Source organism: Streptomyces sp. SS7 (genome assembly GCF_037993025.1).
Lineage (GTDB): Bacteria > Actinomycetota > Actinomycetes > Streptomycetales > Streptomycetaceae > Streptomyces.
The window spans coordinates 6008343-6028144 of record NZ_CP141223.1; the positions used below are offsets into that span (position 1 = coordinate 6008343).

Annotated in this window: 11 protein-coding genes, 1 other RNA gene and 1 pseudogene; 10 read left to right on the top strand and 3 right to left on the bottom strand. The window is 72.8% G+C overall.

Features of this window, described 5'->3' with window-relative positions:
- Positions 1–46: 46 nt before the first annotated feature.
- Complete coding sequence (locus tag U5640_RS27820; protein ID WP_340385375.1) at positions 47–3547, bottom strand: FHA domain-containing protein; 3501 nt, start codon at positions 3545–3547, stop codon at positions 47–49.
- 434 nt (positions 3548–3981) lie between these two features.
- Between U5640_RS27820 and U5640_RS27825 the strand changes: the two genes are divergently transcribed.
- The 4 genes from U5640_RS27825 (at position 3982) to U5640_RS27840 (ending at position 9392) form a co-directional block, all read left to right on the top strand.
- Positions 3982–5703 carry a serine/threonine-protein kinase gene (locus U5640_RS27825; protein ID WP_340378455.1) on the top strand — a complete coding sequence of 574 codons (1722 nt, stop codon included), beginning with the start codon at positions 3982–3984 and terminating at the stop codon, positions 5701–5703.
- A 111-nt stretch (positions 5704–5814) separates the two neighbouring features.
- Positions 5815–7062, top strand: a complete 1248-nt coding sequence (locus U5640_RS27830; protein WP_340378456.1) for a serine/threonine-protein kinase — start codon at positions 5815–5817, stop codon at positions 7060–7062.
- A gap of 60 nt (positions 7063–7122) precedes the next feature.
- Positions 7123–8229, top strand: coding sequence for a peptide chain release factor 2 (prfB, locus tag U5640_RS27835; protein WP_340378457.1), 1107 nt, complete (start codon positions 7123–7125; stop codon positions 8227–8229).
- Positions 8230–8513: 284 nt separating this feature from the next.
- Entirely contained in the window at positions 8514–9392 is an 879-nt protein-coding gene (locus U5640_RS27840) for a hypothetical protein (RefSeq protein WP_340378458.1), read from the top strand.
- A gap of 108 nt (positions 9393–9500) precedes the next feature.
- Here the strand turns inward: U5640_RS27840 and U5640_RS27845 are convergent, their stop codons facing one another.
- Entirely contained in the window at positions 9501–9692 is a 192-nt protein-coding gene (locus tag U5640_RS27845) for a hypothetical protein (RefSeq protein WP_067243640.1), read from the bottom strand.
- Positions 9693–9941: 249 nt separating this feature from the next.
- Here U5640_RS27845 and ftsE point away from each other — a divergent pair, with 249 nt between their 5' ends.
- Both ftsE and ftsX read left to right on the top strand, forming a co-directional pair.
- Entirely contained in the window at positions 9942–10631 is a 690-nt protein-coding gene (gene ftsE, locus U5640_RS27850) for a cell division ATP-binding protein FtsE (protein WP_059203505.1), read from the top strand.
- A gap of 42 nt (positions 10632–10673) precedes the next feature.
- On the top strand, positions 10674–11591 hold the full coding sequence (gene ftsX, locus U5640_RS27855) for a permease-like cell division protein FtsX (RefSeq protein ID WP_059203504.1): 918 nt from the start codon (positions 10674–10676) through the stop codon (positions 11589–11591).
- Positions 11592–11625: 34 nt separating this feature from the next.
- On the opposite strand, the pseudogene U5640_RS27860 reads toward ftsX, so the two are convergent.
- A pseudogene (locus U5640_RS27860) lies at positions 11626–11993 on the bottom strand (zinc ribbon domain-containing protein); the annotation flags it as partial.
- 118 nt (positions 11994–12111) lie between these two features.
- On the opposite strand from U5640_RS27860, the gene U5640_RS27865 reads away from it, so the two are divergent.
- The 4 genes from U5640_RS27865 (at position 12112) to U5640_RS27880 (ending at position 19712) form a co-directional block, all read left to right on the top strand.
- On the top strand, positions 12112–13281 hold the full coding sequence (locus U5640_RS27865; protein ID WP_340378459.1) for a S41 family peptidase: 1170 nt from the start codon (positions 12112–12114) through the stop codon (positions 13279–13281).
- 80 nt (positions 13282–13361) lie between these two features.
- The gene (smpB, locus tag U5640_RS27870; RefSeq protein ID WP_340378460.1) at positions 13362–13904 is read left to right on the top strand and encodes an SsrA-binding protein SmpB; all 543 of its coding nucleotides are present in this window, start codon (positions 13362–13364) and stop codon (positions 13902–13904) included.
- A 103-nt stretch (positions 13905–14007) separates the two neighbouring features.
- Positions 14008–14402, top strand: a transfer-messenger RNA (tmRNA) gene (gene ssrA, locus U5640_RS27875).
- Between the two features lie 525 nt (positions 14403–14927).
- Positions 14928–19712, top strand: a complete 4785-nt coding sequence (locus tag U5640_RS27880; RefSeq protein WP_340385377.1) for a ricin-type beta-trefoil lectin domain protein — start codon at positions 14928–14930, stop codon at positions 19710–19712.
- Positions 19713–19802 lie beyond the last annotated feature (90 nt).

Consider the following 19802-nt stretch of genomic DNA (forward strand, 5'->3'; position numbering starts at 1 on the left):
GACCGCGTCGTGACTGCACGGCGCACGTTCTCGCCCGGGGGGCCTCTCAGACCCCCGAGGGACTGCGCGAGGCCCGCTCCAGCGCGCTCGCCAGCAGCGCCAGGTCCGTCGGACCGTTGCCCAGCTCGCGGACCGGGCGGCGGGCCGGCGGGTCACCCATGCGCTGCCACTCCAGGGGAACCACCGTGGGGCGCAGGGTCGCCGTGCGGGGGATGCGGCCCGTGACCCTGCCGCCCTGGAAGGGCGTGAGACGGCCGTCCGCGCCCCGGAGGCGGCCCCGGCCGGGTGCGGGCTCGTCGACGCCCGAACCCGGCGGCTCCAGGCTGACCCGAACGGTGGAACGGCGGGCCGGTTCCGACTCCGCCGTGCGGGCGTCCGGAGCCGTCGCGGCCACCAGGTGCACGCCGAGCCGGTCGCCCTCGCGGGCCACCGCCTCCAGCGCGCGCATCACCGAACCCGCGGCGGGGCGCCCGGGAGAGCCCAGGGCGGGTGAGACCAGCGCGTCGAGGTCGTCGACCACGACCACCAGACGGGGCAGCGGGGCGGGAGCCTCCTCCTGGCGGCGGGCGGCCGCCGAGGGGCGCAGCCGGATCGTGGCGCTCGGCGGGGTGTCGAGGTCGGCGGCACCGGGGGACGAGGGCGCCGGGGTGCGCTGCGCGACGATCCGGCCGGACACCTCGCGGTGCGTGTGCCACTCCGCGAAGTCGGAGAGCCCGAGCAGCTCCGCCCGCCGCTTCAGCTCGGCGCTCAGCGACTGTGCGAACTCCCGCATCCGGACAGGGTCGTTGGCGGTCAGATGACCGGTGACATGCGGTACGTCCGTACACACGCGCAGACCGTCGCCCTGGCCGGCGGTGCCCTTGCCGACGGTGTCGCCGCCGTCCAGCAGCAGCACGCTCAGCCGGTCCGGGCGCTCGGCGGCGGCCAGCGAGGCCACCACCGCCCGCAGCAGTTCCGTACGGCCGCTGCCGGACGGGCCCTCGATCAGCAGATGCGGGCCCTCGGCGGCGAGGTCCACCGCGACCGGACCGCGCGGGCCCGCGCCCAGCACGGCCCACGCCCGGCCGCCGAGCGCCTCGGTGTCGTCGGCCGCGTCCGCCCAGCGGGCCATCAGGGAGGCCGGGGTGGCCCGGGCCAGGCCCAGTTCGTCGAGGAGCCGCGCGGACGGGGGCAGGGGGGCCGACACGCGGGTGTGCCGCTCGCCGCCGCCGTCGGGGCGCAGCGGGGCCAGGGCGCGCGCGAACCGCTCCGCCCAGGCGGGGGAGACCGCGTCCACGGCGGCCAGCGTGCCCTGGCCCACCGGGCCCGACCGGCCGTCACCCTCCGGCGCCACCCGGAACAGCCGCAGCGCCGTCGCCACGTCCCCGCTCAGCAGTGCCACCGCCCCGCACGCGCGGAACGCCGGTGCCGCCGCGCAGGCCGCCTCATAAGCCTGCGTCACCGGGGCGGCCGGTGACACGGCGGACGTCTCGGCCAGACACAGCACATGGATGCCGGCCCGGGGGCCCGCCACCGCGAGCCGCGTCACCGCCTCGCGCAGGTCGGCGCCGCCCGGGTCGCCGTCCACGACGACCACCGTGTACGGGCCGGGGAACGCCGCCCCGTCCTCGGCCCGCGCCCAGGACGGGCGGTGCGCCGTGGCCGGCGCCGGGGCGCCGCCGTCCGGCTGCCGGTCCGCCAGCCGCCGCAGCAGCTCGTCGGTGCGGGCCGCCGCCTGCTCGTGGTCGTAGGCGAGCAGCAGACGGCAGTCCTGGCCGTGGCCGGGCCGCAGATGGGGCAGCCAGCCGAGCCAGGCCCACTCCGCGGCGCGTTCCTGCTCGCCGCGCGCCCGGTCCGTGCTGATCAGGACGATCTCCAGGACGTCCGGCGAGTGCAGCGCGGCCAGCTGCGCCAGCACCGCGCGGGCCAGCCCCGCGAGCCGCGGGCGCGGTCCGGCCAGGCCCAGCGCACCCGCCTCGCGCAGACCCGCCGTCACCGGGACGGCGGGCAGCAGGCCCGAGCCGTCCGGCGCCGGCCGGTCCGCCGTGCCGAGCCGGACCGTCAGCGCCTCCGGGTGACCGGGGGCGCGCTCCCACAGCCGGGGGCCCGGGGCCAGGGCCGTCAGCAGCAGCGCCGCCGGGTCCGGCCACGTCTCCGGCGCGGGCGCGGCGACGGCCGAGGAGGGGGGTACGGCGCCCGGTGCGTCGTCATGGGCGTCGGTGTCGGTGTCGGGGGTGTCCTGGGAGCCGCCGCGGCCACCGGCCAGCTTCCGCGCCCAGGCGGAGAGACCACCGCGTTTGCGCAGGCCGGGCGGGACGTCGGTGCCGCGCAGGGGGGTGCCCTTGCGGCGGGACGCGGCGGGGGTGTCGTCGTCGGGGGCGGTGCGGTGGGGGGCGTGAGGGGCGTGCTGCGGCTCGGTGCCGTGGGGCTCGCCGTGGTGCGGGCGGCCGTGGTGGGGCTCGCCGTGGTGCGGGCGGGCGAAGGAGCCCGCGCCCGCGTGGCCGGCGTGCGTGTCGGCCTGCGGGTCGATACCGGGAGCGTCGGGTGCCCCGGCGGAGGGCGCGCGGCGTGTCTCGCCGGCGGCCGGGTGGCTCTCGATGTGCGGGGCGCCGCCCTGGCCCGGCACCGAGGGGGGCCCGCCCGAGGGGTGGGGGCGCTCGGGCCGGCGAGCGGCGGCACCGGTCCAGTCGACCGTGCCGTAGGCGTGGCCGGTCGGGCCGTGCGGCGGTGCGGGGGCCGCCGACGGTTGGCGGACCTCGGTCCGCGCGCCCGGCACGCGCGCGGGGGCGGGCAGGGGGGCGGATCCGGGGGTGCCCGCGAGGCCGTCCGGTCGCGTCCCGGGTGTCGCGCGCGCGTGCCCCCCGGCCGCGGGTGCCGAGGGCGGGGCGCCCTGTGCCGTACCGGCGCCGCACGGCACGCGGACGTGCCCCTCGCCGTCCGGGGTGGTGGCCACGGGGGCTCCCGGGCCGCCGGGCGGAGCGAGCCGCAGGGCCGACTCGCCGACCCGGAGCAGCGCGCCGGGGGCCAGCCGGACGGGACGGGACTGGACCCGGCCGCCGTCCAGGGTGGTGCCGTTGGTGGAGCCGAGGTCGGTGACCGTGGCGCGCCCGTCGGGGGTCAGGGTCACCGCGCAGTGCAGCCGGGAGACGTCCGGGTCGTCCAGCGGGACGTCGGCCTCGGCGGAACGGCCCACCCGGACCTGACCGCCGTGCAGCAGGTGCACCCCGCCGGCGTCCGGGCCCGCGACCACGTGCAGCCGCGCCGGGGCGTCGTCGACCTCGGGATGCGGCTCGGGGTCGGCCGGGGCGCCCACCGCCAGGACCGCGCCGTCGATGAGGGGAGGCTCGCCCAGGGTGCAGCGCCGGCCGTCGAGCCGCTCCGCGCCCGCGTACAGGACGACGGGCGCGCCGCTCGTGCTCTCCCCGGAGACCGCGGCGGACAGGGCGGACGCGACCTCGGCCAGCGCCGTGCCGGCGGGCGCCGTGACCAGTACGTCGCAGCTCGCGGCGCGGCCCCGCCCCTCCGTGGACGCGCCCAGCGGGTCTACGACGGTCAGCCGGATCTGCATCGCCGTCAGCGGTCCCTTCTGCCCGGGCGCGGACAACCCCCCACCCCGCACGAGCACATCGGCCAGTACTGCAGGCATCCTCGCACCTGTCACCGACAATCCGCCCACCGCCCGCGAGCAAGTGATCTTGATTGGTCGGCTCTGCCCGCAAAAGTGCCTGACCATTCGATCGCCGGCGACCGGACGACGATCAGTTGAGATCGGTCACGCCGGGGTGCGGCAACCGGGGGACCGGGGCGCGCGTCTTCCCTTCGAACGGGCAGGGAAGAAAGCACGTAACCGTGCGCAAGGCCCACGGGAAACCGCGCGCAAGGCCCACGGGAAACCGTGCGCAAGGCCCACAGGAAGAGGACAGCCCGGTCCGGGGACCCCGGCACTACAGTGGGTCGGACACACAGGCAGTACAGGCAAGCAAGCAGCAGGGAGCGCGTGACGTGCGGCCAGTCGGCAGCAAGTACCTGCTCGAGGAGCCGCTCGGACGCGGCGCCACGGGCACCGTCTGGCGAGCCCGCCAGCGCGAGACCGCGGGCGCCGAGGCGGCCGTGCCCGGTCAGCCCGGGGAGACCGTCGCCATCAAGGTCCTCAAGGAGGAGCTCGCTAGCGACCCCGACGTCGTGATGCGCTTCCTGCGCGAGCGGTCGGTGCTGCTGCGCCTGACCCACCCGAACATCGTCCGGGTCCGCGACCTGGTCGTCGAGGGCGATCTGCTGGCGCTGGTCATGGACCTCGTCGACGGCCCCGACCTGCACCGCTATCTGCGCGAGAACGGACCGCTGACGCCCGTCGCGGCCGCGCTGCTGACCGCCCAGGTCGCCGACGCGCTCGCCGCGAGCCACACCGACGGCGTGGTCCACCGCGACCTGAAGCCGGCCAACGTCCTGCTGAAGCAGGAGGGCGGCCAGATGCACCCGATGCTCACCGACTTCGGCATCGCCCGCCTCGCCGACTCCCCGGGGCTGACCCGCACCAGCGAGTTCGTCGGCACGCCCGCGTACGTGGCGCCCGAGTCGGCGGAGGGCCGTCCGCAGACCTCGGCGGTCGACATCTACGGCGCCGGCATCCTGCTGTACGAACTGGTCACCGGCCGTCCGCCGTTCGCCGGCGGCTCCGCGCTCGAAGTGCTCCACCAGCACCTCAGCGCCGAACCGCGCCGCCCCTCCACCGTCCCCGACCCGCTGTGGACGGTCATAGAGCGCTGCCTGAGCAAGACCCCCGAGACCCGGCCGAGCGCCCAGAACCTCGCGCGCGGGCTGCGGATCGTCGCCGAGGGCATCGGGGTGCACGCCAACTCGATGCAGATCGCCGCCGCCGAGGGAGTCGTCCACCTCCTCGCCCCGGACCCGGCGCCCGCACAGGTGCCGGGCGCGGACGCCGGCGCGGGCCTGTCCCAGGGGGCGTACGACCCGAACGCCGCGACCAGCGTGCTCCCGCACACCGGTGCCGCCGCGGGACCCGCCGGCTCCGCCGACCCCACCGCCGTCCTGCCGCACACGGGCGGCCCGGGCGGCGCCGACCCGACGGCCGTCCTGCCGCCGGTGCCCGGGCACCGGCCCGGACAGCAGCAGCCCGAGCAGCCGCACCCCTGGCAGACCCAGCTGCGGGCGGCCCGCGACCGCAACGAACAGACACAGGTCCAGCAGTACCTCGACCCCGGTGAGGACCCGCTGCGCCGCCGCCCCCAGCGGCAGGTCTCCCGGCAGCCGCAGCCGCAGCCGCCGCAGCGGCCCCAGCAGGGCGGCTACCCGCCCCAGCAGGGCGGCGGCTACGGCTACCAGCAGCCCCAGCAGCAGTACGCGCCGCCGCAGCAGCCCCAGCAGCAGCCGCAGCGGTACGCCCCGGCACCGGCTCCCCAGCCTCAGCCGCAGCGGCAGGCCCCGCGGCCCGCGCCCGAGCCGCGGCAGCCCCGCGAGCCCCGCGAGCCGAGGCAGCGCAGCGCCAACCCGATGAAGATCCCCGGGCTCGGCTGCCTCAAGGGCTGCCTGTTCACGATCGTCATCTTCTTCGTGGCCGGCTGGCTCATCTGGGAGTTCAGCCCGCTCCAGGACTGGATCGGCACGGGCCGGAGCTGGTGGGGCGAGCTGACCCACCTGTTCGGCCAGTTCACCGACTGGGTCGGTGAACTGGGCCAGGACTCGGGCGGACCGGGCAAGCCCTGACGCCGAGTCTGTGGACTTGTCGACATCTGGCGGGTGATTTCCGTCTCCGCGGTGAAGGTTGGCTCGTAGGACGCGTACTTTGTTCGGCAACACGCGTCGGTAGGAGCAGTCTTGGCACGGAAGATCGGCAGCCGGTACACCGCCCACCAGATCCTGGGCCGGGGCAGCGCCGGCACGGTGTGGCTGGGCGAGGGACCCGAGGGGCCCGTCGCCATCAAGCTGCTGCGTGAGGACCTCGCCTCCGACGAGGAGCTCGTGGGCCGCTTCGTGCAGGAGCGCACGGCCCTGCTCGGGCTCGAACACCCGAACGTCGTCTCCGTACGGGACCTGGTGGTCGACGGCAACGACCTGGCGCTCGTCATGGACCTCGTCCGGGGGACCGACCTGCGCACCCGGCTCGACCGGGACCGCCGGCTCGCGCCCGAGGCCGCGGTGGCGATCGTCGCCGACGTCGCGGAGGGACTGGCCGCGGCGCACGCCGCCGGGGTCGTGCACCGGGACGTCAAGCCCGAGAACATCCTGCTCGACATGCAGGGCCCGCTGGGCCCGGGCGGCTCGCACCGCGCGCTGCTGACCGACTTCGGGGTCGCGAAACTGATCGACACCCCGAAGCGGACCCGCGCCACGAAGATCATCGGCACGCCGGACTACCTCGCCCCGGAGATCGTCGAGGGGCTGCCGCCCCGGGCCTCCGTGGACATCTACGCCCTCGCGACCGTGCTCTACGAGCTCCTCGCCGGGTTCACCCCGTTCGGCGGGGGGCATCCGGGGGCCGTGCTGCGGCGCCATGTCACGGAATCGGTCGCGCCGCTCCCCGGCATTTCCGACGAGCTGTGGCAGCTGATCGTGCAGTGCCTGGCGAAGGGGCCGGCCTCACGGCTGCGGGCGTCCGAGCTGGCGGCGCGGCTGCGGGAGCAGCTGCCCACCCTGGCCGGGATGCCGCCGCTCGACGTGGACGAGCCGGACACCGAGCCGACGGCCGAGGGCGGCGAGCCCGCGGACCCGGCCGCGCCCGCCCCCGCGGCGCCCTCCGGCCGGGTACGGCGGGGGTCGGTGCCGCTCGTTCCGGGGGCCAAGCCGGACTCCAACCGGGACACCCACACCTCGATGCGGGTGCCCGCGCCCGACGAACTGGCGGGCGGGGCGCACGGGACGGCACGGGTGCCCAGGGCCGCGGGGGCACCCCGCCCCGGCTCCGCGCGGAACCGGGCGGTCACCCGGCGCCGCCGGATCACCCTGGGCGCGGCGGCGGTCGCGCTGGTCGCGGCGGTGGGCGTCGGCACCTGGGCGGCGACCTCGGGCGACGACGCGGGCGCCTCCCCGCAGGACACCGGCACCTCCGCCCCGTCGGCGCCGTAGTCCCGGGGACCGCGACCGGCGCCGGAGGGGAGCGGATGGCGGGTCCGTTACGCTGGAGGCGTGGCAGTCGTCGATGTATCCGAAGAGCTCAAGTCCCTCTCCTCGACCATGGAGTCGATCGAGGCCGTTCTGGACCTCGACAAGCTGAGGGCAGACATCGCCGTGCTCGAGGAGCAGGCGGCCGCGCCGTCCCTGTGGGACAACCCGGACGAGGCGCAGAAGATCACCAGCAAGCTGAGTCACCTGCAGGCGGAGGTCCGGAAGGCCGAAGCCCTCCGCGGGCGGATCGATGATCTCGCCGTGCTCTTCGAGATGGCCGAGGAGGAGGACGACCCGGACACCCGTGCCGAGGCCGAGTCCGAGCTCGCCGCCGTCCGCAAGGCGCTGGACGAGATGGAGGTGCGGACGCTGCTCAGCGGGGAGTACGACTCCCGCGAGGCGCTCGTGAACATCCGCGCTGAGGCCGGTGGCGTGGACGCCGCCGACTTCGCCGAGAAGCTCCAGCGCATGTACCTGCGCTGGGCGGAGCAGCACGGCTACAAGACCGAGATCTACGAGACCTCGTACGCGGAAGAGGCCGGCATCAAGTCGACCACCTTCGCCGTGCAGGTGCCGTACGCCTACGGAACCCTCTCGGTGGAGCAGGGCACCCACCGGCTGGTGCGCATCTCGCCCTACGACAACCAGGGGCGCCGTCAGACCTCCTTCGCGGGTGTCGAGGTCCTCCCCGTGGTCGAGCAGACCGACCACATCGAGATCGACGAGTCCGAACTCCGCGTGGACGTCTACCGGTCCTCCGGTCCCGGCGGCCAGGGCGTGAACACCACCGACTCCGCGGTGCGCCTCACTCACCTGCCCACCGGCATCGTCGTCTCCTGCCAGAACGAGCGCTCGCAGATCCAGAACAAGGCGACCGCGATGAACGTCCTCCAGGCCAAGCTCCTCGAGCGGCGCCGGCAGGAGGAGCAGGCCAAGATGGACGCCCTGAAGGGCGACGGCGGCAACTCCTGGGGCAACCAGATGCGGTCCTACGTCCTGCACCCGTACCAGATGGTCAAGGACCTGCGCACCGACTTCGAGGTCGGCAACCCCGAGGCCGTCTTCAACGGTGAGCTCGACGGGTTCCTGGAAGCGGGAATTCGCTGGCGCAAGCAGCAGGAGAAGTAGTTTTGTCGACAAGGCAACCGCCCCTGAATCAAGGGCGGTTGCCTTTCGTCTTGCCTTTTACGTCACAATCACGGCTTCAACCTCGGTCAAAGACTCCCGACTTGGACATTGCGCCCGCAACGACCTTGACGTTGATATGAAAAATCGGGAGGGTGCAGTGTGGCATGCGTATCTTCGGGGCGCATGTGAACCGGGGGGTTTGAGCCAGTAGTTCAGCTACCCCCGTCGATCACCGCCCCGAGCGCGCCCTCATCGACGATTCAGCTACTGGGGGTAGCAGCTATATGACAAAGAAGACGCGGATCCGGGTCGCGCGGCTCGCGGCCGGCGCCGTGATCGCCGCGGGCGCCTCCCTGACCGTGGCGGGGGTCGCCTCGGCAACCGGAGACGGCGACAGCAACCTCGTCTCCACGGCCGAGGACGCCGTGGCCGGCACGCGGACGGATCCCGACCCGTGCGACCCGATCGGGGTCTGCACCACCACGGGCACGACGGGCACCACGGGCACGACGGGCACCGACACCACGGGGACGACCGGCACCACCGGTACGGACACCACGGGCACGACCGGCACGACGGGCACCGACACCACGGGCACGACCGGCACGACCGGTACGGACACCACGGGGACGACCGGGACGACCGGTACCACGGGCACCGACACCACGGGCACCACCGGTACCACGGGCACGACCGGTACCACGGGGACGACCGGTACCACGGGCACGACCGGCACGACCGGCACGACCGGCACCACGGGTACCACGGGCACGACCGGCACGACCGGCACCACGGGTACCACGGGCACGACCGGCACGACCGGCACGACCGGTACGACCGGCGACGACTCCACCGGCGGCTCCGGCTCCACCTCGGGCAGCTCCACCGGCACCAGCGGTTCCTCCACCGACGGCGGCAGCTCCACCACCGGGGGCCCCGACACCGACGGCACCTCCACCCAGGAGGAGGGCACCTCCGCCCTGACCGACACCTCGGACAGCGCCTCCGACACCACCGCCCAGGGCGGCGGCGGGGAGCTCGCCGAGACCGGTGCCGGCGAGACCACCTTCCTGATCCTCGGCGCCGCCACCATGATCGCGGGCGGTGTCGCCTTCCGCGTCCTGCCGCGCGTGGTCGCGGGCCGTGGCGGTGCCGCTGCCTGACGGTAGCCGTACCAGCGCGTGACGTGAGGTGACGTACGCGGGAAGGGCCCGGAGCCGATCGGCTCCGGGCCCTTCCCGCGTCATGGGGTCGGCGTCGTGGGGTGGCGGCTACGCGGTCTGGTGGGCCAGCAGCGCCACCGCCGCCACCAGCACCGCCAGCAGCGCGATCAGCGCCATGGGGTTCAGCCCCGAAAGGAAGTTCTCCTGCTGCAGCCGCTCGCGGTTCGCACGGCACACGGGGCACCGGCCCTCGCTCACGGGCGCCGCGCAGTTAGCGCACACCAGCCGGTCGTACGTCATGCGCCTCGCCCTCCTTGCAACCGGTTCCACATATCCCAACGCTCACGCAACCGAGAACGTTCCCCCTCCACTGTGCCAGGTTCCCGGCAGGGCCGCGCGGCCCTGCCGGAGAGGGGCCCGGACGAACTCCTCGACAAAGTCCCGTACAAAAACGCACAAGCCTGCCGCAACCCCTCCCGGCGACTGCGCCCGCGCGCCCTATTCGCGTATGGTCACGCTCATCTACCCCCGGCGACCCGTGGTGCACCCGTGATCCGATTCGACAACGTCTCCAAGGTCTACCCCAAGCAGACCCACCCCGCACTCAGGGATGTCTCCCTGGAAGTGGAGAAGGGCGAATTCGTCTTCCTCGTGGGGTCCTCCGGCTCCGGAAAGTCCACCTTCCTGCGGCTGATCCTCCGCGAGGAGCGGTGCAGCCACGGCCAGGTGCACGTCCTCGGCAAGGACCTCGCGCGGCTCTCCAACTGGAAGGTGCCGCAGATGCGCCGCCAGCTGGGGACCGTCTTCCAGGACTTCCGGCTGCTGCCGAACAAGACGGTGGCGGAGAACGTCGCCTTCGCGCAGGAGGTCATCGGCAAGTCCAAGGGCGAGATCCGCAAGTCCGTGCCGCAGGTGCTCGACCTGGTCGGGCTCGGCGGCAAGGAGGACCGCAGGCCCGGTGAGCTCTCCGGTGGTGAGCAGCAGCGCGTCGCCATCGCGCGAGCCTTCGTCAACCGGCCCAAGCTGCTGATCGCCGACGAGCCGACCGGCAACCTCGACCCGCAGACCTCCGTCGGCATCATGAAGCTGCTCGACCGGATCAACCGGACCGGCACGACCGTCGTGATGGCCACGCACGACCAGAACATCGTGGACCAGATGCGCAAGCGCGTCATCGAGCTGGAAAAGGGCCGCCTCGTCCGTGACCAGGCGCGCGGCGTCTACGGCTACCAGCACTGACCGCCCCCGCAGACGTTCCCGGAAAGGCCTCAAGTACACGCCATGCGTGCCCAGTTCGTACTCTCCGAGATCGGTGTCGGTCTCCGTCGCAATCTGACGATGACCTTCGCCGTCATCGTGTCCGTGGCCCTGTCGCTCGCGCTGTTCGGCGGGTCGCTGCTGATGAGCGACCAGGTCAGCACCATGAAGGGCTACTGGTACGACAAGGTCAACGTCTCGATCTTCCTCTGCAACAAGAGTGACGCCGAGTCGGACCCCAACTGCGCCAAGGGCGCGGTGACCGACGACCAGAAGAAGCAGATCAAGACCGACCTCGGCAAGATGTCGGTGGTGGAGAAGGTGACGTACGAGTCGCAGGACGACGCGTACAAGCACTACAAGGAACAGTTCGGCGACTCGCCGCTGGCCGCCTCCCTCACCCCGGACCAGATGCAGGAGTCGTACCGGATCAAGCTGAAGGACCCGGAGAAGTACCAGGTCATCGCGACCGCCTTCGACGGCCGGGACGGCGTGCAGTCGGTGCAGGACCAGAAGGGCATCCTGGACAACCTCTTCGGGCTCCTCAACGGCATGAACTGGGCCGCGCGCGCGGTGATGGCGCTGATGCTGGTGGTCGCGCTGATGCTGATCGTCAACACGGTGCGGGTCTCGGCGTTCAGCCGCCGCCGGGAGACCGGGATCATGCGCCTCGTCGGCGCCTCCGGCTTCTACATCCAGGCCCCGTTCATCGCCGAGGCCGCGGTCGCCGGGCTGATCGGCGGCACGGTCGCCTGCGGCTTCCTGGTGATCGCCCGGTACTTCATCATCGACCACGGCCTGGCCCTGTCGGAGAAGCTGAACCTGATCAACTTCATCGGCTGGGACGCGGTCCTGACGAAGCTTCCCCTGATCCTCGCGACCAGCCTGCTGATGCCGGCGTTGGCGGCGTTCTTCGCGTTGCGCAAGTACCTCAAGGTTTGACCGCTCCCCTTCCCGACGGGAGGGGATTCCTGGCTCAGGCAGCCTCCTGGAGCGACGCTCCAGGAGGTCTTGCGCCCTCGACACCAGCCGGGTCCAGACCTGCCCGGAGGAGCATCACACGGGCGGAGTTCTTGTCCCGGGAGGACATGTGCCCGCACGCGATGCAGTGATAGGTACGTTCCGACAGCGGGAGGGCGTGGTTGGTTCCCGCTCCGCACCTTCCGCAGTCCATGGTCGTGTGAGCGGGATGTACCAGGCGTACGTCCCGCTCGTGCTTGCGGCCCATCTCGATCAGGGCCTGTTTCGCCGCTCCGATCGCGGCGTCCGCGGCCTTGCGCGCCATGGGCGTCTTGGCAAGGAACTTCGGTCGGAAGTCCTCACGGCGATCGCATCATGATCACGATCTGACGGCACTGTCCGATTCCGTCTGCCCGACGTCGGCTGCGGCGGTGACGCATGCCACGAGAGTCGTACGGTCATGGGCGCATACGGCTCTTCGCGTTCCCCTAGACTCACCGCCATGTCAGGCCGCGACCTGTTCTGTCAGCCCCGCCGTTTCGGCCGCGGGGCCGCCCTGACATTGGTGTTCGCGAGCGTGCTCGTCGCCGGCGCCGCGACCGGGGCGCTGCCGGGCGACGGGCGGCGGAGCGCGGCGGGCGAGACGCGTGAGGTGCCGCCCGCCGGGCACGCGCGGGACGTGACCCGCGCGGCCCAGGAGGCCGCCGCCGTCGGCAAGTCCCCCATGGAGGCGGCGGAGCGCGCGGTCAGCCGCAGCGGCGACCGCTGGGCCGCCGTCTACTCCGCGGGGGAGTACGAGGAGTTCGAGGAGTCCCTCGACGGCCGCTACACGGGCGTCGGCCTGTGGGCGCGACGCGACGCGCAGGGCCGCATCGAGGTCACCGAGGTACGGCCCGGATCGCCCGCGGCCGGTGCCGGGATCCGTCCCGGGGACCGGCTGCGCAGCGTCGACGGGCACGTGGTCGACGGCCGTCCGGTCACCGAGGTGGTCTCCTTACTGCGCGGTGACGCCACGGACGCGGCCGCCGGCACGACCGTCACCCTGGGCCTGCAGCGCGGTCCGCGCGCGTGGCGCGAGACGCTGCGCCGGGTCCTGCTCTCCACGGACCCCGTCACCGTCCGCCACGCCACCGGCGGCGCCGTCGTCATCAGGATCTCCGCGTTCACCAAGGGCGTCGGCGACGCCGTCCGCTCCGCCGTCCGGGCGGCCCCCGCCGGCGCCGGGATCGTCCTGGACCTGCGCGGCAACTCCGGCGGGCTGGTCGCCGAGGCCACCGCCACCGCCTCCGTCTTCCTCGACGGCGGTCTCGTCGCCACCTATGACGTGGACGGCGACCAGCGCGCCCTGCACGCCGATCCCGGTGGCGACACCGACCGCCCCCTCGTCGCCCTCGTCGACGGCGGCACCATGAGCGCGGCCGAACTGCTCACCGGCGCCCTCCAGGACCGCGGCCGCGCGGTCGTCGTGGGCTCGCGCACCTTCGGCAAGGGCTCGGTGCAGATGCCGAGCGAGCTGCCCGACGGCTCGGTCGCCGAGCTGACCGTGGGCCACTACCGCACCCCGTCCGGCCGCGCGGTCGACGGCACCGGCATCACCCCCGACCTGGAGGTCACCCACGGGGCCCTGGAACGGGCCGAGACGGTGCTCGGCGGCCTCGGCGACCCCTCGTGAACGCGTCCGCCGTCCCCGCGTAATCGGCTTTCCCTCCGGCCCCCTCCGGGTGCGAAAATGGCGGCACTATGAGCAAGGGAATGTACGTACCGAAGGAGTCCCAGCCCAAGCAGGGCGGGACGGCCGCCAAGGCCAAGGACGGCGAGAAGGGCGGCAAGCGCAAGATCGTCGCCCAGAACAAGAAGGCCCGCCACGACTACGCGATCATCGACACCTACGAGGCCGGGATCGTCCTGACCGGCACCGAGGTCAAGTCGCTGCGCCAGGGGCGGACCTCGCTGACCGACGGCTTCGTCCAGATCGACGGCGGTGAGGCGTGGCTGCACAACGCCCACATCCCCGAGTACAGCCAGGGCAGCTGGACCAACCACTCGGCGCGCCGCAAGCGCAAGCTGCTGCTGCACCGCGCGGAGATCGACAAGCTGGCGGTGACGTCCGAGGAGACCGGGCACACCATCGTGCCGCTCGCCCTGTACTTCAAGGACGGCCGGGCGAAGGCCGAGATCGCGCTGGCGCGCGGCAAGAAGGAGTACGACAAGCGGCAGACCCTGCGTGAGCAGCAGGACCGCCGGGAGACGGACCGCGCGATCGCGGCGGCCAAGCGGCGGCAGCGGGGCGTCTAGCCAGCCGGAATACAGTGGCATCCGCAGGCGTTGGTCACGTACGATGGCAGCGCACTCCACAGAGGGTGCGACTCCCTCTCCGGAGGGTTTGAAAAATCAACATGGGGATGATCGGTTTCGACAGCGGCTGTCGAAGCAGGGGAAGCGTGTCGAGAAAGCGGCCATGATCTCGTAAACCACAGGCCGAAAAAAATAATCGCCAATTCCAAGAGCGATTCTCCCGAGCTCTACGCTCTCGCTGCCTGATCAGGTAGTGATCGTTTAGCTCCTTCATGGGAGTGTCAGCCCGGGCTCGTTCCCGACCCGGTTCCTGGCATCAGCTAGGGGACTAAACCTTGATCCCGGTCACGGGGTGAAGAGGGAAATCAAACAGTGACTGGGCCCGTCGGCGACTTGTTCGCGTGATCGCCGGGGCCGAGAAAATCGCAGCGAACTGCACACGGAGAAGCCCTGGTTCCGCACCGTTGGACGCGGGTTCGATTCCCGCCATCTCCACTCATCCCATGTGCAGAAGGCCCCGTCGCGTTGCGGCGGGGCCTTCGTGCTGCTCGGGACCGCCCATGGCGCGGCGGCGGCCCCGGCGGACGGCGCGCGGCGGCACGGGGCGGCCGGCCGGGCCGACCGATGGCACGGCATCATCACGTTTCTCACAATTCTCTCAGAAACCTCTTGTCCTGAACCCGTCACCTCTGCCTATGGTGATCGCCGCGCCCGACGGAGCCGACCACTCCGTCACCGTGCGCGACACAAGGCGACCGGGGGGATGTCCGTCGCCACGGGGAGAGACAAACCGTTGCGTCCTGCCGCGAGCCGGCTCTTCACGCATGCCCTGACGCGGGGCCGCCCCCGGGGCGCCTCCATGCGATGAAGGGATGCCTCTTGCGCCCCGTACGAGGGTTCATCAGGCCCGGATCACCACGGTCCGGGCCACTCACCACACTGCTGACGGCCACCGTCGCGGCCGCCGTGCTGGGCGGCCTCGCCGTCCAGCCGTCGCTGCTCGGCCGGTACGCGGCCGACGACATGGCGCCGGTGGCGGACAGCTACGACGGCTTCGACGCGAAGGCGGCCGAACAGCTCCGCCAGGACCAGTGCCTCATGACCGAGGTCCTGCGGATGGGCGGCCCGGCCATGTACGGCGTCGCCCAGAACGGTCTGAACCAGCCACCGGACAAGCTGCACACGGCGGCCGACCGGCAGTACTGGAACACCACCGCGCTGAGCACCGCGTTCCAGAAGGACCGCGACGACATCGACAAGATCGACCTGTACGGGCGGCTCCAGGAATGGAAGAAGCCCCTGTCCACCCTCTCCTACCCGGGTGGCTTCAAGAGCGTCGCCGACTTCCAGGACCCGCCGGGTCTGCCCGGAGGCGGCAAGGACTACTTCGAGCAGGTCGGCATCAGCCCGTGGCTCGGCGCCCGGTGGTGGAAGAGCGAGAGCGACTACTACGAGGACCCGACCCCGAAGGCCGACGACGCGACCGCGAAGGCCGTCACCGACCTCGGCACCCCGCTCTACGGCAAGGACCCCGACCCGCACCTCCCGCATGACGAGTGGAACCGGGCCCTGGCCGAGCAGCGGGCCTGGGAAGACCGCGTCTTCATGCACAAGCAGTGGGCCGACGACGCCCGCATCTTCCTCTCCTCCGGCGGCTTCCCGCGCACGGCGCCCGAGCCGGGCACCGTCGAGCACCGCATCGCGGTCGAGGACCTGAAGTCCCGGTTCGCCTCCTGCGACTGGCACAGCCCCGCCGACCCGAACAAGGTCCTCGGCAAGCAGGTCGCGGACGCCTCCGCCGAGTGGCAGCAGGAGATCGCCGCCCAGGCGACCCAGCGCAACCAGATCCTGAACGCGAGCCGTGACGCCACCAAGGCCCTCGCCGACGGCTCCACCGCGCTGGGCGAGATGCTGGGCCAGTCCTGGATCGCCGACCATCTCGCCCGCTGGCAGGACTGGTGGTCGGCCGGCGGCCCCGGCTGGATCGGCGACAGCCCGTTCGTGATCCACGCCCACGGTGCCACGGACAAGTGCCTGGAGGTCGCGGGCGCCAAGAAGGACAACGGCACGCCCGTGCAGATCTACACCTGCAACGGCGGCGCCGGGCAGAAGTGGCAGATCGAGGGCGACCACCTGGTCAACGTCAACTCGGGCAAGTGCCTGACGGTCAAGGGCGGCGCGAGCGCGAACGGCACGGCCGTGCAGATCTCCACCTGCTCCAGCAGCACCTCGCAGAACTGGGAGTACGGCACCCACGGCACCAGCCGCCTCTACAACCCGGCGACCGGTAACTGCCTGGACCTCGCGGACTACACCAACAGCCGTGACGGCCGGATGTGGGACTGCACCGGCAAGGCCCCGCAGCAGTTCGACGTCGTCCCTTCCGGCCACAACGGCACGGACAAGCTGGACTACCCGACGAAGGCGCAGTTCGACAAGGCGAAGAAGGGTGTCACGGACGCGCAGGCCGCGTCGAAGAAGCAGCTCGATCTGCTGAAGGCGCAGGCCGCCGCGGCGAAGAAGGCCGCCACCGACACCGACACCGCGACCCAGGCCGCCTATGCGATCGCCGACAAGGCGGGCGCGCCGCGTGGCCGAGGTCTGCTGGTGGCGCAGCAGAAGGCCCAGGTGACCAAGGCCTCGGCCGCCGCTCTGGAGGCGCTGGCCAAGGCGGGTGACACGGCGTACTCCGCGACGAAGGCCGCCGCCGGGGACAGTGAGACCATCGCGGCCCGCGCGCTGACGCAGGCGGCGCAGTCGAAGGCGGCGTTCCGTACGGCGGCCGCGAACGAGGCGCGGGCGCAGGCGAAGGCCGCCGCCGACGCCGCCGCCGTCCAGGCGCAGGCCGCGAAGGCGGCCCGTGACCTGGCGAAGGCGAAGCTCGCCGAGACGCAGAAGGCCGAGGCCGACGCCAAGGCCGCGGCGGCCGACGCGCACGCCAAGCGGCTCGCGGCGGAGGCGGAGGAGGCCACGGCGAAGGCGGAGAAGGAGACCGCCGCCGCCAAGCAGGCCGAGGCCGCCCAGCACCGGCGGAACGCCGAGGGCTACGCGACCACCGCGAACGAGGCCAAGGGGCGGGCGGAGAGCGCCGAGTCCACCGCCCGCAGCAGGCGTCAGGACGCCGAGGCGGCCCGTGACCGGGCCAAGGGCAAGCGCGACGACGCCTGGGACGCGGAGTCCAAGGCGAACGCCGCCCGCGCGAAGGCCGACGCCAAGGACGCCTACGCCGACGCCCATGACTCCGACGCGAACGCCAAGGAGTCCCGGGCCGCGGCCGACGCCGCCGACTCGGCGGCCGACGACGCGCAGTCCGCGGCGACTTCGGCCCGTGCCGAGGCGAACGCCGCGACCCAAGCCGCGGCCGACGCGGACGCCGCCGCCACCCGCGCGGAGGCCGCCGCCAAGCGCGCCCGCTCCGACGCGGACGCGGCCCAGGCCGCGAAGCTGAGGGCGGACGCCGCCGTCCGTACGGCGACCAGCGCCGCCGCCGACGCGATCAAGGCCTCCGAGACGGCCGCTTCCGCCGCCCGTACGGCGGTGAAGCTGGCCGATGAGGCGGACAAGCACGCGGCCGACGCCAAGGCCCAGGCCGACGCGGCGAAGGCCGAGTCCGTCAAGGCGCTCGCCTCGGCGGCCGACGCGGCCGGGCACGCCTACACCACCGCCCAGGCCGCCGCCGACGCCGGCGCCTCGGCCCAGCAGGTGGCCGCGCCGGCCAACGACGCGATCCAGCTCGGTTCCCCGTACGTCGACACCGACGCCACCGCGGGGCTGGTGGTCCTGACGGGCCAGTCGTCGAAGACGATCGCCGAGCAGCAGAAGGCGGTCGCGGAGGCGCACGCCGCCAACGCCCAGAAGAACGCCGAACAGGCGGCGAGCCTGGCCGCGGCGGCGACGGGCGACGCGAAGGCGGCGTACACGCTGGCCGCCGAGGCCGCCGGCTTCGCCGCTGCCGCCCGCAAGTCGGCGAAGGAGGCGCTGGGTTACGCGTCCGAGGCCGCGCAGTACGCCGCCGACGCGCAGGCCTCGCTGGCCCGCACCATCGAGTACGACCAGCAGGCCGGCGTCGACGCGGCGGCGGCCGACCAGGCCGCCGGGCGCGCCGAGGGCTACGCCACCGACGCCCGCGCGTCGGCCGACCAGGCCGCCCTGGACGCGGAGGCCGCCCGCAGCGCCGCCGCGCAGGCGGAGCAGGCCGCCAAGGACGCCCGCGCGGCGGCCGACCGCGCCGACGCCGAGGCCACCCTCGCCGAGCAGGCTGCCAAGGACGCCCAGAAGTACGCCGACTCCGCGCAGCAGGCGGCGGACTCCGCCGAGCGCAAGGAGGCCAACGACCAGGTGCAGGCGGGCGCCGGCACCGGTGAGAACGGTGTCTTCTACGTCATCGAGAAGATGACCGACGCGGCCCCGGCCAAGCAGCTCAACAAGTGCGAGTACACCCTGCAGGGCTGCACGGTGACGTACGAGCTGCACCTGGACCTCACGGTCAGCTACTACATGTGCATCAACCCGGACGTCCCGGCCACGGAGTCCGGCTGCCCCGCGGAGGACACCCTCTTCCTCAAGACGGTGGTCCTCAAGGACCAGAAGCAGGAGTGGACCCACCACTTCTCCGCGGGCGACATCACCCGCCTCGGCTGGCAGGCCCTCTTCGGGGACACCCTCGGCGCGGTCCTCTACGAGGTCGTCCTCGGTGACGCGGTCCGCTGCTACCACGGCGACAAGGCGGGCTGCGCCTGGTTCGCGTCCAACTTCATCCCCGGCAAGGCCTTCACCAAGGTGGCCGAGGCGATCCGCGCCCTCGACGCCGCACTGAAGACCGGGGTCGGGGTCGCGGACGCGTACAAGTCGCTGAAGGCCCTGGACCTGTCGGCCGAGACGCTCGCCGACCTGGAGCGGACGGTCAACGCGGCCGAGGACATCGCCGCCTCCTGCAAGATCAACAGTTTCCCCGGGGACACGACGGTGCTCATGGCGGACGGCTCCCACAAGGCCATCCGTGACGTGCGGGTCGGCGACCTCGTGCGGGCCACCGATCCCGGCACCGACCGCAGCGGCGCGCAGCGGGTCACCGCCACCTACCGGCACGACGCGCCGTACCTGAACACCGTCGAGTTCACCGACGGCACCACACTGACCAGCACCCCGGGACACCGCGTGTACACCGAGGACCGGGGTTGGACGTTCGTGTCCGCGCTGAGCCAGGGGGTCACGGTCCGGTCGGCCGACGGAGCCCCGCGCACCGTCGCCGGGCTGCGGGTCCAGGGCCGCCAGACGCACACGGTGTACGACCTGACCGTCGGTGAGACGCACACGTTCTACGTGGGCACCCGGGGCGCAGGCGCCGGGGACGTGCTCGTCCACAACTGCTACAACCTGGCGGACGAGGCCCTGTACCCGGAGACGGGGGCCCACACACGCCGCGACCACATCGGCAAGACGCGCGCCGAGGCGGAGCGGATCGCGGCTTCCAAGGACAGCGGGACCAACACGATCTGGACCGACGAGGACGTCGCGCAGCAGGCCATCGACCGGGTGGTGGCCGACTGGTTCTACCCGGGCGGCAAGCGCAACGCCAAGGAGTTCGAGAAGCTCACCAACTGGATCAACAAGAAGGGCAGGTGGCGGAACGAGCCCTACTTCAAGATCACGGGAAGCTGGGACAAGTACCCTTCGCTGGGCACGATGTACAAGGCGGACCGGTCGGCGCCCGTCGCCGTCGGGAACGACGTGATCATCCTTCTCAAGAGGAACCCGGGCAAGAGCGGACACGGGGGCTTCATCATCTACACGGCCTACCCGGTCTAGTCTCCTGACCTTTCGCATTCCCGCGGCCCGCTCCTCCCCCGACGGGGAGGGGCGGGCCGCTCCGATCGACGGACAGAACGAGAAAAGCAG